This is a genomic window from Sphingomonas soli NBRC 100801 (genome assembly GCF_001591025.1).
Taxonomy (GTDB): domain Bacteria; phylum Pseudomonadota; class Alphaproteobacteria; order Sphingomonadales; family Sphingomonadaceae; genus Sphingomonas; species Sphingomonas soli.
The window spans coordinates 12,991-27,915 of the sequence record NZ_BCTZ01000014.1 but is presented as its reverse complement, the minus strand read 5'-3'; the positions used below and the strand labels follow the sequence as shown (position 1 = coordinate 27,915).

Below are 14,925 nucleotides of genomic sequence, written 5' to 3'. Positions count from 1 at the left end.
CCGATGACCGACGTCGATCGCCTGAGTGCACGTGCGAGCGAACTGATCGAGCGAACCCGCGCGCAGCGCCCCGCCACGCCCGCCGAGCAGCGGATGCGGCGGCGGCGCGAGAGCGAGGTGGTGCGCCGCGTCGCGCGCATCGCGATTGCCGATGGCGCGATCCTGGTGGGCGCGATCGTGTTTGCGCTCGCGGTGGCGCCGCTCGGAATCATGGGTGCGTTCCTAGTAGCGTTGCTGTTGATCGCAGCTACGCTGTTGTTCGCGGTGCTGCCCGCCGGTGGCGCGCCCGAGGTGGAGCAGCTGGCGCAGGTGCCGCTCAAGGCGCTGCCAAGGACGACCGAGGCCTGGCTCGACACCCAGCGCAAGGCGCTGCCCGCACCGGTTCTGGGGCTGGTCGATTCGATCGGGGTAAAGCTGGAGATACTTGCGCCGCAACTGGCGCTGCTCGACGAGCAGAGCCCGGCGGCGATGGAAGTGCGCAAGCTGGTCGGCGAGCAATTGCCCGAGCTGGTGAAGGGCTATGCCCGCGTGCCCGAGCCGCTGCGCCGGGTCGAGCGCAACGGGCTGACACCCGATCAGCAACTGGCGCAGGGCTTGCAGGTGATCGACGACGAGATTGCCGAGATGAGCGCGCAACTGGCGCAGGGCGATCTGGATTTGCTGGCGACGCGCGGGCGCTATCTGCAGATAAAATATCAGGGTGACGGCGAGTGAAGCGCTTGCTGGCGGCGCTGGTCGTACTGCTGGCGCTGGCCATCACGCCCGCCCGGGCGCAGAGCGACGAAGCGGCGATCCGCAGCATCGTTCGCAATCTATATTCGGACTATCAGACCAAAGCGGCTTCTCCCAGCATCAGGGATCCCCGCGCAACCGCGCGCTTCGCGGCGGTCGAGAAGCAGTGCGCCGAGACTGCACGGCTGCTCGACAAGAAGGAGCCGGACTCCTCCTATGGCTATTGCGCAAATGATTATGGCGTGTGGTGCCAGTGCCAAGATTTCGAGGGGATCGATTTCGCCCATATGAAGGTGGAGGTGAAGATCGCCGGCGCGGACGGCGCGGCGACCCTGTGGTTCACCGGCGGCGAGGGCCCAGACCTGCGGCTGGCGTTCAGGCGCGCCGGTAAGGGCTGGGCGCTCGACGATATCTGGGAATACCCGGTGCCGGAGGGGGACGAACCCGCGCCCGAGGCGACGAGCTATCGCACGCGACTGGTGTCGGACATCAACGAGATGCGGGCGACGTTGAAGCTCCCGCCCTGGACTGAGCCGAAAATCTAGCGCCGTACCAGAGCGCAAGCGCGCTCCGCGAGACGCTCAACTGCGGCGGCGTGGATACCGGGTACCGTCACGAGGACGCCAAAGGCTTCGGCGTCTGGGGTGTTGAAATCGAGCGGGCGGCCCAGCGCATCGCTGGCGGTTGCGCCAGCCTCGGTCGCGATCAGCACGGCGGCGGCGATATCCCATTCGTTGCCCCAGCGGATCGACGCCAGCAGATCGGCTTCATCGGCCGCGACCATCGCGATGCGCAGCGCGATCGAATTGGGCTTGGCGACCATTTCGAGGTCTGCATCCACTTGCGGCAATTGATCGGCGGGCACGCGGGCACCGGCCAGCCGGGTACGCGCGCCGCATTGGAGGCGGACGCCATTGCGCCATGCGCCTTTGCCCGCCTCGGCGATCCATCTCTCTCCCCGTGCGGGCGCGTCGAGCACGCCGACCAGCGGCTGGCCGTCCTGAATCAGCGCGACCGAGACGGCCCAGCCGGGGCGGTGGCGCAGATAATCGCGGGTGCCGTCGATCGGATCGACCACCCAGAGGCGGCGGCCCTGGAGGCGGGCGGCATCGTCGACTGTCTCTTCGGAGAGCCAGCCGGCATCGGGGAGCAGAGCGGTGAGCCGCTGGCGGAGCATGGCATCAATCTCAAGATCGACTTCGCAGACTGGGCTGCCGGCGGTCTTTTCCCAGCGCCTGAATTCCGTTTCCCAGCGATCGATCGCCAGCTGGCCGGCCTCTGCGGCGATGGCCGCTATCTGGCGCGCGAGATCAGTCACCGGCGATGGTCATGCCGTCGATGCGGAGCGTCGGCGCGTTGATCCCGTAGCGAAACTCGAGATCGTTCGCAGGCGTGAGCGCGCGGAACATGTCCTTCAGATTGCCCGCGATGGTGATCTCGGAGACGGGCCGGGTGATCTCGCCCTTCTCGATCAAAAATCCAGCCGCGCCCCGGCTGTAATCGCCGGTAATGCCGTTGACCCCCTGGCCGATCAGCTCGGTGACGAGCACGCCATAATCGATCTCGCCGATCAGTGTTTCGGGCGGGATGCTGCCCGCCTGCATATAGAGATTGCCGGGGGCGACGCCGGGCGCGCCGCCGATCCCGCGCGATGCATGGCCTGTCGGCTCAAGGCCGAGCTGCCGCGCGGAGGCGCTGTCGAGCAGCCAGGTTTCCAGCATGCCGGAATCGACGATCTTCATCGCCTGAACGGGCAGCCCTTCGCCGTCAAAGGGGCGCGAGCGCAGGCCGCGCGGGCGATGCGGATCGTCGCAGATGGTAACGTTTCTGGCGAACACCTGGGTGCCGAGTGCATCAAGCAGGAAGCTGGTCTTGCGCGTGACCGAAGCACCGGCGATCGCGCCAAGCAGATGGCCGATGATGCTGGAGGAGACGCGGCGATCGAACACCACCGGCGTCGCGCCGCTGGAGATTTTTTGCGGGTTGAGCCGGGCGACGGCGCGCTCCCCGGCCAGGCGGCCGATCGCCTCGGGCGCTTCGAGCAAGGCGGCGTGACGGGCGCTGTGATGCGCGTAATCGCGCTCCATGCCGCCGCCCGAGCCCGCGAGCACGCTGGCCGACAGCCCGTGGCTGGTCTGGGCATATCCGGCGGCAAAGCCATGACTGGTCGCGATGGCCATCACCGCGCGCGACAGGCTGGCGCTGCCGCCTTCGCTGTTGGTGACGCCGGGAACGGCGCGGGCGGCATCCTCTGCCGCGAGCGCGCGCGCCCTGAGCGTTTCGGGCGAATCATTCGCGCCGTCGTCAAGATCGAGGAGCGGGGGCTGGCCGTGGAGCAGGCGATCCTGCGGCGCAAGACCGGCCCATTGGTCTTCGGGCGCTTCCTTGGCCATCGCCAGCGCGCGCTCGACCAGCGCGTCGAGCGCGGAATCGCTGAGATCGGAGGTGGAAACGCTGGCCGAGCGGCGCCCGGCGAAGACGCGCAGGCCCAGTTCCTCGCTCTCGGCGCGCTCGACATCCTCGAGCGACCCCATGCGGACCGAGACCGAGAGAGCGCGATCGGCGGCAAAGACTGCGTCGGCGGCGTCGGCGCCTGCCTTGCGCGCGCGCGCGACGATATCGGCGGCGCGTTCGCAGGCTTGTTCGGTGGTCAGCATCGGCGCGATCTAGGGAGCCGGACCGCCAACGTCAAAGTCTGGCAAGGTCAAAGCGTCTGGCCGACGACGAAACAGGCGGCGAACATCAGGAAGCCGGCATTGCGATTGCTGCGGAAGCGGGCGAGCGCGTTCGCGCCATCGGCGGGCGCGAGCGTGGCGGTCTGCCAGACAAGGTGGAACGCGACCGGGAGCAGGGTGGCGAGCGCGAGCGGATCGGGGCGGAGCTGCCACAGCGCTGCGCCCCAGAAAGCGAGCGTGAGCGCATAAAATAGTGCGACGCCGGGCCGCACCCATTTACCGAGCGCGCGCGCCGACGATCGGACGCCGACCAGCGCATCATCCTCGATATCCTGAAGCGCATAGATCGTATCGTAGCCGATCACCCAGAAGATGCTGCCAGCGTACAGGAGCAGGCCGGGCATCCATGGCATGTCGGGAGCCTGGGCCCATGCGACGAGCGCGGCCCAGGAGAAGACCATGCCGAGCCATGCCTGCGGCCACCAGGTGATCCGCTTCATGAAGGGATAGGCCGCGACCAATGCTAGGCTCGCCACGGCGATGGCGGCGGCGCGCAGATTAAGCTGAAGCAATACGACCAGTCCGACCAGACATAGTGACACCAGCCAGATCCAGGCGTGCCGGACGCTGACTGCGCCGCTGGGAAGCGGGCGGCTGCGGGTGCGGGCGACCTGTGCATCGAGATCGCGATCGACCACGTCGTTATAGACGCAGCCCGCGCCGCGCATCGCGATGCTGCCGAGCAGGAACCAGAGCAGCAGATCCCAGCGCAGGACCGCGTTGCCCGAAAGCGCGATCGCCCATGCGCCGGGCCAGAAGAGGAGCCACCAGCCGATCGGCCGATCGAAACGGGCCAGCAGCGCATAAGGCCGTGCGGCTTCGGGCAGCAGGCCCATAAGGCCGCGATGCTCGGTATCGGGGACGGCGGTTTCGTGCATATATGCAGCCCTATCGCGCCGCGCCCGATGTCGGCAAGCTGCGGTTCAGCCACATCCCGCCATGATTGCGCCCTTGAAACGGCGTGATGGCTCACGATCTGGCGAGTCATGCCTGGAATGGATGTTATGACGATTCGCTTGATCAGCCTGTTCGCCGCACCGCTCCTGCTCGGCGCCGCAGCACCTGCGCCTGCACCTGCACCTGCACCTGCGCCTGCCCAGGCGCAGGGGATCGTGGGCGAATGGCGCAACACCAACAACAATGTGCATATGCGCCTGCAGCCCTGTGGTAACGCGATCTGCGGCAAGGTCATCTGGGCCGCCGACCGCCAGCGCGCGGATGCGCGCAAGGGCAGTGGCAAGGAACTGATCGGCAGCACGATCCTGCACGACCTGAAGGTCACCGGCGAGGCGACCTGGCGCGGCAAGATATTCATTCCCGACATCAACACCAATGCATCGGGATCGGTCACGCAGCTGAGCAACGTGCTGATCCGCGTATCCGGCTGCGCGATGTTGGGGCTGGTGTGCCGGACGCAGCACTGGCACCGTATCAGCTGAGCGGCGGGGCCGTTCGTTCGAGCTGGCTTTAGTGGAGTAGGACATGCGTGGGTTGATCCTGGGGACGATGATCCTTGGCGTGGCGGCGGGACAGGCCGTGGCACAGGAGGCCCCGCGCGGTCCGCTGTTCATCAGCCCGATGGGCGAACCGTTTCGTGGACCCGCGCCGCACGACCAGTGGTTCGATGGCGCCGACGCCAATCATGACGGCGTGCTGAGCATGGAGGAAATGATTGCCGACGCCGAGCGCTTCTTCGCGACGCTGGACGTGCGCAAGGATGGCGAGATCGATCCGCAGGACGTGGAGCGGTATGAGACCGAGGTCGTGCCCGAGATCAGGATGCGCCCGCCGCGTGAGCGGCAGGGCTATCGCGTCGGCGATAGTATGGTCGGACCGCGGGGCGGCGAGGGCGGGCCCAAGCAGGTGAGCACTAGAAAGCGCGAGGAGCCCAAGAAGGGCGCGGCGCGCTTCAGCTATCTCGATTATCCGCAACCGATCACGGTGGCCGATCGCAATTTCAATCGTGGCGTGGACATTCGCGAGTTCGTTCGGGCCGCTGAGGCGCGCTTCGCGCTGCTCGACAAGAATGGCGACGGCAAGATCCCGAAGAGCGAGCTTCCCGCCTTCACCCCATCGCGCTGACGGGCAGGCTTGGTTCGTGGCCATGCGGCGGCTAGAGCCGTTGCATGCCCGCTACGCCCGCCTGGCCGCCGCAATCCACTCCCCGGCTGTTTGTCGAGGGCGAACTCGCGCCCGGGCCGCGCAGGATCGATGGGCCACAGGCGCATTATCTGGCGAGCGTCATGCGGATGAAGCCGGGCGATCCGGTGAAACTGTTCGACGACATTACGGGCGAATGGCTGGGCGTGGCGGCGAGCGTGGGCAAGCGCGACGTGACGCTGGACGTGACCCGGATGCTGCGCTCGCGCGAGGCGGTGCCCGATCTGTGGCTCGCATTTGCGCCGATCAAGAAGGGGCCGGTGGACTGGCTGGTGGAGAAAGCGTGCGAGCTGGGCACCGATCGCCTGCTCCCCGTCATCACCCACCGGACGGTCGTTGACCGGCTGAACCTCGATCGGCTGCGGGCGAACATGATCGAGGCGGCGGAACAATGCGGGCGGACCGCGCTTCCGTCGATCGCTGAGCCGGTGAAGCTGCCCGCATTGCTGCGTGACTGGGATGCGGGGCGGACGATCTTCTTCGCTGACGAGACCGGCGGCGCCCCTGCGGCGGAGGCGATGCGCGCGCGACCAGGTCCCGCCGCGATCCTGATCGGCCCCGAGGGCGGCTTCGATCCGAAGGAGCGCGAGGCGATCCGGGCGCATCCGGCGGCGGTGGGCATATCGCTCGGCCCACGTATCCTGCGCGCCGAAACGGCGGCCTCGGCGGCTATTTCGCTGTGGATGGCGGCGGCAGGGGACTGGTAGTTCTGCGCTGGCGTCCCATGTTGCGCAGAGCTAAGGGGCGCAAATGAGCACGAAGACCGTTTCAAGCAGCAACGCACCGGTCATCGAGACCCGTGACCAGCTGATCGGCTATTTTGCACGCGGGGAGAAGCCGGCGGAGCGCTGGCGGATCGGCACCGAGCACGAGAAGTTCGTCTATTGGAAGACGCCGGATCACCGCGCGCCCAGCTATGAAGAGCCGGGCGGCATCCATGCGCTGCTGATCGGACTCACCGAGTTCGGCTGGAAACCGGTCTATGAAGGCGAGAACATCATCGCGCTTTCCGGGCCGGACGGGGCGATCAGCCTGGAGCCGGCGGGGCAGTTCGAATTGTCGGGCGCGCCGCTCGACAATCTGCACCAGACCTGCGCCGAGACCGGACGGCATCTGGAGCAGGTGAAGGCCGTGGGTGACAAGCTCGGGATCGGCTTTCTCGGCCTTGGCATGTGGCATGACAAGACGCGGGCCGAGCTGCCGATCATGCCCAAGGGACGCTACGAGATCATGCTGCGGCACATGCCGCGCGTGGGATCGCTGGGCCTCGACATGATGCTGCGCACCTGCACGATCCAGGTGAATCTCGATTATTCGAGCGAGGCGGACATGGCGAAAAAGTTTCGCGTGGGCCTCGCGCTACAGCCGCTGGCCACTGCTCTTTTCGCCAATTCGCCGTTCCTTGAGGGCAAGCCCAACGGCTATCTTTCGTATCGTAGCCATATCTGGTCGGACACCGATCCGGCGCGCACCGGCATGCTGCCCTTCGTCTTCGAAGACGGCTTCGGCTATGAGCGCTACGCCGATTACGCGCTCGATGTGCCGATGTACTTCGTTTACCGCGACGGGAAGTATATCGATGCCGCGGGCCTGAGCTTCCGCGACTTCCTGAAAGGAAATCTCTCGGTCCTCCCCGGCGAGAAGCCGACAATGGATGATTGGGCCGATCATCTTTCCACCGCGTTTCCCGAAGTGCGGCTCAAGACCTTCCTGGAGATGCGCGGTGCAGACGGTGGCCGTTGGGGCCGCATCTGCGCGCTGCCGGCGCTCTGGGTCGGCCTGCTATACGATCAGGGTGCCCTCGATGCGGCGTGGGATCTGGTCAAGGATTGGGACATGAGCGAGCGGCAGGCGCTGCGTGATGCGGTGCCCCGCTTGGCGCTCGACGCACCGCTGCCGGGCGGCGGCAAGCTCAGGGACATTGCCAGCGAAGTGCTCGACATTTCGGCGGCGGGGCTGAACGCTCGGGCGCGGCTCAATTCGTCGGGCGACAATGAGAGCGGCTTCCTCGATCCGCTGCGCGAGGTCGTGCGGACCGGCAAGGTGCCCGCGCAGGTACTGCTCGACCAGTTCAACGGCGAATGGGCGGGGGATATCTCGCGCGTGTATGAAGAGGCGAAATTCTGACCCGAAGCGTCCCCCCGGCGAAAGCCGGGGTCTCAGGCCTGAGGCGCCGCACTTGTTGCGCGAGATCCCGGCTTCCGCCGGGATGACGGTCAGCGCGTGGTCTTGAACACGCGCTGGAAGAAGCGCGGGATCGCACCGTTGCGCGCCATCCAGTCATCATATTCCTGATAAGCGGGGTCGGCGCCCAGATGCCGCTCCTCGGTGCGCGCGCGCCAGTAATAGACGCCGCTGACGCATGCCATCACCACCGTGTTGCGGATCGCATCGGTCCAGCTCGACGTAGCTAGGAACGGCAGCGTCGATAGCCACCAGAACAGGTTCTTCGACAGATAGGCCGGGTGACGGCTGAAGGCATAGGGTCCGTGGGTCAGGATGCCGCGATGCGTGAGGTTCGAGAAGCGGATGCCGAAGGCGATTGTCGCCCAGGCATAGATGGCGGTGAGCGCGACCAGCGCCGCGCCGATCGAGCCGAGCACCCATGGATGGTTCGCGAACCAGTAGGTCCAGTCGGCGGTGCCTTGGTGATAGTCCAGCGGGCCGCCGTCTCCCATGAGGAGGAAGGGCGGATAGCATATCAAGGCGGCGGTCCAGCCCGCAGCATAGGGATTGGCGGTGCGAATGTGCGAATCGAGCGGGCGGAAGGTGAGAATGTAGCCCGCCGTTGCGAACGCCACGTCGATCACGAACATGAAGGTGATGCAGTAATTCGCCAGCGCGACCGGGTTCTGGAACAGGCCAGCGGTGTTCCACGCGACGAAATCGCCGAACCCGGGCGGCACGATCGAAAGCATGAAGGCGAGGAAGAAACCCTTCACCGCCCAGCTGCGCAGATGGTTATAGACGGCCTGCTTGTCTGCCCCTTCCAAGCCCATCAGCAATGCGCCCATGTGCCATGCACCGTCGCGCGGCTCCGCCATGCGACGGTCAAGCCAGAGGACATAGGGGATGGAGAGCGCAAACAGCGCCGGCGCGACCATCTCGAAACACCACATGGCGAACGGGAAATTGGCGAAGCGCGTATCGGACCAGACGCGGAAGATCGCATAGATGGCGGCGATCCCGCCCCAGGTGAGCCAGAGACCGGTAAGCTTGGTGATCGAAATGTCGAGCGTGTCGCGCCAGGGGCGAACATTGGCCCAATCTATTCCGGTCGTAGGGTTGCGATGGACCTTGTCGACGAAGACCGACCACAGGACCATCGGCACGGTGCAGGCCGCGACATTCACCAATGCGGAATAGGGCCCGTCGAGATGATGGAGGTTCGCGAAGACGATCCACGCGGTCATCCCCGCCAGCCCCGCAAAGCCGACGCCAGCGCTTACCGCCGATTTCGGGCGCGGATCGGCACGGGCTGCAGCCTCTGCCAAAGCGGGGTCGTGATACATGGCCGAAATATCTAGGCCGCAATGGTTAGCGAGCGGTGAAGGATTAAGCGCGTTTCGGTGCTTTACCTCCGCCAAGCACCGGGCTTATGTGCCTGCCATTCCCCGATTTACGAGGCTGATCACCATGCTCCGTGCGCTTTCCATCGCTGCTTTGCTCGCCACCACCACCCCGGCTCTGGCGCAAAGCCCCGCCGGAAACAGCGCCCCGAAGACCGTGCCGTTCAACGACACCATCCCGAAGGCGCGCGACGTGGCCTATCCGGGCACGATGACGCTGCATGTCGACGCGACCAACGTGCAGCAGGGCATCTTCCGGATGAAGCAGAGCATTCCCGTCGTGAAGAGCGGACCCATGGTGCTGCTCTATCCGAAATGGATTCCCGGCAAGCATGGCCCCCGCGGAGAGATCGAGAAGCTGGCCGGCCTGCAGATCCGGGCGAATGGCGAGCTGCTGGAATGGAAACGTGATCCCGTCGATGTCTTCGCATTCCATGTGAACGCGCCCAAGGGCGCGAAGGCGCTGGACGTGGAGTTCCAGTTCCTTTCGGCGACCAAGCGCGATCAGGGACGCATCGTGATGACGCCGTCGATGATGAACCTGCAATGGTATTCGCTGAGCCTGTACCCGGCGGGATATTATACGCGGCGAATCCCGGTGGTGGCGAGCGCGACCTATCCCGAAGGCTGGAGCGCGGCTTCGGCGATCCCCGCGAAGGTCAACGGATCGACCTATAATTATGACAAGGTCGACTATGAGGTTCTGGTCGATTCGCCGGTATTCGCCGGGCGCTATTATCGCGAATTCAATCTGGGCGAGCGCGTGGACCTGAACGTCTTTGCCGATTCTCCCGAGGAACTCGACGCCAAGCCCGATCAGATCGAAAAGCACCGCAATCTGGTGACCCAGGCAATCAAATTGTTCGGGGCGGAGCATTATGACCGCTACGAATTCCTGTTCGCGATCACCGCGGAAATGGGTGGCATCGGCGTCGAGCATCATCGCAGTTCGGAAAACGGCACCGGGCTCGGCTATTTCGCCAAGTGGGACGAAGGCAATACGTCGCGCAACCTGTTGGCGCACGAATATGCCCATAGCTGGGTGGGCAAGTACCGGCGCGGCGCCGACCAGATCACTGCGGATTTCCGCGAGCCGATGCGCAACGCGATGCTGTGGGCCTATGAGGGGCATGATCAGTTCATCGGCTATGTGCTGGGTGCCCGCGCGGGGCTGATGACCAAGGAGGACACGCTGGAAGTGCTGGCGAGCTACGCCGCGCTCCAGGATACCCGCCCGGGGCGCAAATGGCGGTCGATGCTCGATACGACCAACGATCCGATCATCACCGCCCGCGCGCCCAAGGGCTGGCTGAGCTATCAGCGCTCCGAAGACTATTATGTCGACGGGCTGATCACCTGGATGAACGTGGATTCGATCCTGCGCGAGAAGAGCGGCGGCACGAAGTCGATCGACGATTATGACCGCGCTTTCTATGGCATGCGCGACGGCGATTATGGCGTCCTGCCCTTTACCATCGATGACATCGTCAAGACGCTGAACAGCATCGTTCCCTATGATTGGCGCAGCCTGTTCGATCAGCAGGTGGGCAAGCCCGCAGACCATGCGCCGCTCCAGGGCTTCGAGCGCAACGGCTATAAGCTCGTCTATACCGACAAGCCCAACAAGACGACGCCCAAGTCCGGGCTCGACCTGATGTATTCGCTGGGGCTTTCGCTGGGCGCGTCGGGGATCACGCAGGTGATGTGGGACGGGCCGGCGTTCAAGGCGGGAATGTCACTGAGCGACGAGATCGTGGCGGTGAACGGCCGGGGCTTCACGAACGACCGGCTGAAGGCCGCAGTGGTGGCCGCGAAGGACAGCATGGACCCGATCCGGCTGCTGCTGAAGAGCGGTGATCATTACCGCGAAGTCGCCATCGACTATCATCAGGGGCTGCGCTATCCGCACTTCGAAAAGATCGGCGTAGGAGAGGCCGGTCTCGACAAGCTGCTCCAGCCTAAATGAGGCGGGATGGCGCATCCGCAACAGGGTAAGACATGCGTATTGATTTGATTCCGGCCGGTGACGACGTTCCGAACAGCCTGAACGTCGTCATCGAAGTGCCGACCGGTGGTGAGCCGGTGAAGTATGAGTTCGACAAGGCGAGCGGCGCGTTGTTTGTCGATCGTATCCTGCATACGCCGATGCGCTATCCGGCCAATTACGGCTTCGTGCCCCATACCCTGTCGCCCGACGGCGATCCGCTCGACGCGCTGGTGATCTCGCGCTCGCCCTTTATCCCGGGCTGCGTCGTGCGCGCGCGTCCGATCGGTGTGCTCAAGCTGGAAGACGAAGCTGGCGGCGACGAGAAGCTGGTCTGCGTGCCGATCGACACGACTTTCCCTTATTATTCGGATGTAGGGGAGCGGCAGGATCTGCCTTCGATCGTGCTCCAGCAGATCGAGCATTTCTTCAAGCACTATAAGGACCTCGAGTCCGAAAAGTGGGTGCGGATCGGCGAGTGGGGCGATGCCGAGGAAGCGCGGCGCATCGTCATTGAGGCGATCGATGCCGCCAAGCGGGAAAAGGCTGCCGCCTGAACGCGGCGGCCGCCTGGCGCGCGACGGCGCTGGCGGGGCTGGCCACTTTGGCCGTCTCGTCGATGTTCGGGCGCGTGCCGGGCCTCGTCGCCTGCGGTCCCAGCGACGGGGCGGGGCCGATCATTGCGCTGGAATTGGTGCGCACCGCGGGCCAGGTGACCGCGTTGTTCGGCAGCGAGCCATGCACCAGCACGCTGATCGCGGCGCAGCGCGAGGCGCTGTGGCTCGACATGCTGGCGTTCATTCCGGCCTATACCGGGTTCCTGGCGCTGGGCGCGTTCGCGCTGCGGTGCTCGGGGCTGGTGCTCGCGCTGGCGGCGATGAGCGTGTTCCTGGCAGCCGGGGCCTTTGACGAGATCGAAGGGCTTGTCCTGTTCAAGCTGCTGGCCAATCTGCCGGGCACGCAGGCGATATATGACTCGTTGTTCTGGACGGTGCGGCCCAAATTCGCGCTGCTTGGGCTAGGCGAAATCATGCTCGCGGCGTTGCTGTGGCGCGGCTCGCTTGCGGGCAAGGTTGCGTCGGGGCTGCTGCTCGCAGGCGGGCTGGCCTCGCTTTATTTCCTCCTCAACGATCCGCACGCGCCGGCAATGATGAAGGGTCACACTTATGCCTGGGGCGCCTTGCTGATCGCGGCACTGGTCGGCGCATGGCGGCCCGATCTGGTGGCGCGCGAATCGGCGGCGAAATGACTGCGGCGCGGGGCATCGGCAACCGGATCGCCCCGGCGCGTTTCCTGCTTTTCATCGCGATTACGGCCGCGGTGGCGGCGCTCGCCGTCCCGCTGCTCGGGCTGCGCTACGGCGCGATGATCGGGTTCGACGCGGGAGCCATGGTCTTCCTGCTGTCCTGCCTGCCGATGCTCCGCGACGAATCCGAGGCGATGCGTAAGGCGGCCAGGCGCAACGATGCCAATCGGCTGTTGCTGCTGCTAATCACGCTGGCGGTGTCGCTGGTGGTGCTGGCGGCGGTGGCGAGCATATTGATGGAGGGGCAGTCGGGAAAATGGTGGTCGATGCCGCTGGTCATCGCCACGCTGGTGCTGAGCTGGACCTTCAGCAACACGATATATGCCCTGCACTACGCGCATCTCTTCTATACCGCCGGGCGGGGCAAGGATGCTGGCGGGTTGACCTTTCCGGAGACGAAAGAGCCCGATTACTGGGACTTCCTCTATTTCGCCTTTTGTCTCGGCATGACCTTCCAGACCAGCGATGTGGAGGTGACGCAGGGCCGGCTGCGCAAGCCGGTGACGCTGCATTGCCTGGCGGCTTTCGTGTTCAACCTGGGCGTGATCGCGTTCACGATCAACGTGCTGGGAAGCTAGCGCGTTCTTTATCGGGCCGGCTGGCGCTTCTTCGCCTTGGGCTTCTTCTTCTTCGGCGCGCGCTGGCTGGCGGCGAGGGCGACTGCGGCCCATTCGCGCATCGCATCCGCATCGTCATAGACGTCGGCCGGGCCGCGGCGATAGTTCAGGCTCTCAGTGCTGCCGTCGCGCATGGTGAAGGTGAAGCGTTCGCAGCCAGCTTCATCCCACATGGCATTGCTCGTCGCGTCCGCCTTGAACCAGATGTCGTTCTCATCGACCAGTCCGAAGACCATGCCATCGAGATAGAGCATCGCGCAGCCCATCATGTGGCGCATCGAGACGCCGCCCATCGGTTCGCACGCCTCGATCGTCCAATCGACCAGGCCGCGATCAAACGCCATCAGCCGCGTCCGGCGAGCCGGGCGAGCGCGTCGCCGCTGACGCGGTTGACCGTCCAATCGTCCATCGGGACCGCGCCCATCGACTGATAGAATTTCTGCGCGTTGACGTTCCAGTCGAGCACTGCCCATTCGAAGCGGGTGCATCCGCGATCCACCGCGATGCCCGCGAGATGCTTGAGCAACGCGGTGCCGACGCCGTGGCCGCGTGCGTCTGGCGTGACGTAGAGATCCTCAAGATAGAGCCCGCGCCAGCCAGTCCAGGTCGAGAAATTGTGGAAGAACAGCGCCATGCCGACCGGCTTGCCGTCGATCTCCGCAATGATCGCTTCGGCGTCTGGACGGCTGCCGCCGAACATTGCGGCGTGGAGGAGTTCCTCGGTCGCGACGACCTTGTCGGCTTCGCGTTCGAACTCGGCCAGTTCGTGGACGAAGAACAGAATCTGCGGAACGTCCGCCGGCGTGGCGGTGCGGATAGTGATCATGGCAATGCGGCCTCGGTATCATGGGCGACGAAATCGGGTTTGCGGCGAGCCGCAAGCACGCAGGCCGCGACGATCAGCGCGGCGCCTGCAACCGTATAGGGCGAGACGTGCTCGCCGAACACCAGCCAGCCGAACAATGCCGCCCAGACGAACGAGGTATATTCGGTGGGCGCGAGATAGTTCGCCTCGGCGCGGGCATAGGCCCAGGAAAGCAGGAAGAGCGAAGCGGTGGCTAGCGTTGCGGCGAGCAGGATCGGGGCGATCTGGCCCGCCGGCGGCAGCGCGCCGAGCCAGGGAGAGGCGAGCAAGAGCACGCCGCCGACGATCAGGCTCTGGAAGAAGCTGATCTCGGCAGGCCCCGCGACCAGAGCCTGCTGGCGCATCAGGATGATGTTGTATGAATAGCAGACCGCCGAACCGATGATCGCGATGGTGCCAAGAAGCGCCTGCTCGCCCATCTGCGCACGTGCTTGGCCCAGCAGGATCACGGCGACGCCGGCCATCGCCAGCAAGGATGCGCCGATCACGCCGCGGCCGATCTTCTCCTTGAGCAGCAGCGCCGCGAGCCCCAAAGCGAGAAGCGGCGCGATGTAGCAAAGCGCGATGGCCTGGGCCATCGGCACGCGGGCGAGCCCCCAGAAGAAGAGCAATGCCATCACCACGGTGACGAGTCCGCGGACCAGGTGAAAGCGCATCGCGTCGCGGCCGGGCATTTGCGGCCGGCGGGCGAAATAGAGGATGCCGGTCATCACGAAGATCGCGCCAAAGCGCCACAGCATCGCATTGTACACGCCCATCGCGATGGTCATGCCCTTCATTACCGCGTCCATGGCGGAGAAGAGCGCGATGCCAAGCGTGCCGGCCGCGAAGGCGATCGGGAGGGGAGTCGAGCGCGGCGTGGTCATGGCACGGCCTTGGCCGGATGGCGGCGGAATTTCAACGCCGCTCAAGGACGCGCGCTCCCGAAGCCCGGGCGTCCACCATTCGCGGACGCCC

At 65.3% G+C, this 14,925-nt stretch carries 17 protein-coding genes; 10 read left to right on the top strand and 7 right to left on the bottom strand.

Annotation, left to right across the window (positions count from 1 at the left end; translation table 11 throughout):
• The first annotated feature begins 3 nt into the window (after positions 1-3).
• Both SSO01S_RS10785 and SSO01S_RS10780 read left to right on the top strand, forming a co-directional pair.
• Positions 4-714, top strand: a complete 711-nt coding sequence (locus tag SSO01S_RS10785) for a hypothetical protein (protein ID WP_066798703.1) — start codon at positions 4-6, stop codon at positions 712-714.
• On the top strand, positions 711-1,277 hold the full coding sequence (locus tag SSO01S_RS10780; protein ID WP_066798702.1) for a hypothetical protein: 567 nt from the start codon (positions 711-713) through the stop codon (positions 1,275-1,277). Before SSO01S_RS10785 ends, SSO01S_RS10780 begins: the two co-directional genes overlap by 4 nt.
• Here the strand turns inward: SSO01S_RS10780 and SSO01S_RS10775 are convergent.
• From SSO01S_RS10775 to ubiA, 3 genes are read right to left on the bottom strand one after another with little or no spacing between them, the layout of a single operon-like run.
• Positions 1,274-2,050: a 3'(2'),5'-bisphosphate nucleotidase CysQ gene (locus SSO01S_RS10775; RefSeq protein WP_066798701.1), complete on the bottom strand. Its 777-nt coding sequence runs from the start codon at positions 2,048-2,050 to the stop codon at positions 1,274-1,276. The two genes, SSO01S_RS10780 and SSO01S_RS10775, sit on opposite strands and share 4 nt — an antisense overlap.
• Positions 2,043-3,389, bottom strand: coding sequence for a TldD/PmbA family protein (locus tag SSO01S_RS10770; protein ID WP_066798700.1), 1,347 nt, complete (start codon positions 3,387-3,389; stop codon positions 2,043-2,045). Before SSO01S_RS10770 ends, SSO01S_RS10775 begins: the two co-directional genes overlap by 8 nt.
• Positions 3,390-3,436: 47 nt before the next feature.
• The gene (ubiA, locus tag SSO01S_RS10765) at positions 3,437-4,345 is read right to left on the bottom strand and encodes a 4-hydroxybenzoate octaprenyltransferase (RefSeq protein WP_066798699.1); all 909 of its coding nucleotides are present in this window, start codon (positions 4,343-4,345) and stop codon (positions 3,437-3,439) included.
• Between the two features lie 126 nt (positions 4,346-4,471).
• Here ubiA and SSO01S_RS10760 point away from each other — a divergent pair, with 126 nt between their 5' ends.
• Genes SSO01S_RS10760 through SSO01S_RS10745 form a run of 4 tightly spaced genes read left to right on the top strand, consistent with a single transcriptional unit; the run spans position 4,472 to position 7,754 of the window.
• Positions 4,472-4,906 carry a DUF2147 domain-containing protein gene (locus tag SSO01S_RS10760; protein ID WP_066798698.1) on the top strand — a complete coding sequence of 145 codons (435 nt, stop codon included), beginning with the start codon at positions 4,472-4,474 and terminating at the stop codon, positions 4,904-4,906.
• Between the two features lie 43 nt (positions 4,907-4,949).
• The gene (locus SSO01S_RS10755; RefSeq protein ID WP_066798697.1) at positions 4,950-5,549 is read left to right on the top strand and encodes an EF-hand domain-containing protein; all 600 of its coding nucleotides are present in this window, start codon (positions 4,950-4,952) and stop codon (positions 5,547-5,549) included.
• 44 nt (positions 5,550-5,593) lie between these two features.
• A complete protein-coding gene (locus tag SSO01S_RS10750) occupies positions 5,594-6,334 on the top strand; it encodes a 16S rRNA (uracil(1498)-N(3))-methyltransferase (RefSeq protein ID WP_066798696.1) in 741 nt (246 codons plus the stop codon).
• A 43-nt stretch (positions 6,335-6,377) separates the two neighbouring features.
• Positions 6,378-7,754, top strand: a complete 1,377-nt coding sequence (locus tag SSO01S_RS10745; protein WP_066798695.1) for a glutamate--cysteine ligase — start codon at positions 6,378-6,380, stop codon at positions 7,752-7,754.
• A gap of 89 nt (positions 7,755-7,843) precedes the next feature.
• On the opposite strand, the gene SSO01S_RS10740 is transcribed toward SSO01S_RS10745, so the two are convergent.
• Positions 7,844-9,139, bottom strand: a complete 1,296-nt coding sequence (locus SSO01S_RS10740) for a methyltransferase family protein (RefSeq protein WP_174520783.1) — start codon at positions 9,137-9,139, stop codon at positions 7,844-7,846.
• A 124-nt stretch (positions 9,140-9,263) separates the two neighbouring features.
• Here SSO01S_RS10740 and SSO01S_RS10735 point away from each other — a divergent pair, with 124 nt between their 5' ends.
• From SSO01S_RS10735 to SSO01S_RS10720, 4 genes are all read left to right on the top strand, one after another.
• Positions 9,264-11,162, top strand: a complete 1,899-nt coding sequence (locus SSO01S_RS10735) for a M61 family metallopeptidase (RefSeq protein ID WP_066798694.1) — start codon at positions 9,264-9,266, stop codon at positions 11,160-11,162.
• Between the two features lie 32 nt (positions 11,163-11,194).
• Positions 11,195-11,737 carry an inorganic diphosphatase gene (gene ppa / locus SSO01S_RS10730; protein ID WP_066798693.1) on the top strand — a complete coding sequence of 181 codons (543 nt, stop codon included), beginning with the start codon at positions 11,195-11,197 and terminating at the stop codon, positions 11,735-11,737.
• A gap of 74 nt (positions 11,738-11,811) precedes the next feature.
• Complete coding sequence (locus tag SSO01S_RS10725; protein WP_218000365.1) at positions 11,812-12,429, top strand: hypothetical protein; 618 nt, start codon at positions 11,812-11,814, stop codon at positions 12,427-12,429.
• Positions 12,426-13,064: a DUF1345 domain-containing protein gene (locus tag SSO01S_RS10720; RefSeq protein WP_174520782.1), complete on the top strand. Its 639-nt coding sequence runs from the start codon at positions 12,426-12,428 to the stop codon at positions 13,062-13,064. The genes SSO01S_RS10725 and SSO01S_RS10720 overlap by 4 nt, the downstream gene beginning before the upstream one ends.
• An 8-nt stretch (positions 13,065-13,072) precedes the next feature.
• On the opposite strand, the gene SSO01S_RS10715 is transcribed toward SSO01S_RS10720, so the two are convergent.
• From SSO01S_RS10715 to SSO01S_RS10705, 3 genes are read right to left on the bottom strand one after another with little or no spacing between them, the layout of a single operon-like run.
• Complete coding sequence (locus SSO01S_RS10715) at positions 13,073-13,447, bottom strand: TfoX/Sxy family protein (protein WP_066798691.1); 375 nt, start codon at positions 13,445-13,447, stop codon at positions 13,073-13,075.
• Positions 13,447-13,929, bottom strand: coding sequence for a GNAT family N-acetyltransferase (locus tag SSO01S_RS10710; protein WP_066798690.1), 483 nt, complete (start codon positions 13,927-13,929; stop codon positions 13,447-13,449). Before SSO01S_RS10710 ends, SSO01S_RS10715 begins: the two co-directional genes overlap by 1 nt.
• Positions 13,926-14,834, bottom strand: a complete 909-nt coding sequence (locus SSO01S_RS10705) for a DMT family transporter (protein WP_066798689.1) — start codon at positions 14,832-14,834, stop codon at positions 13,926-13,928. Before SSO01S_RS10705 ends, SSO01S_RS10710 begins: the two co-directional genes overlap by 4 nt.
• Between the last annotated feature and the right edge of the window lie 91 nt (positions 14,835-14,925).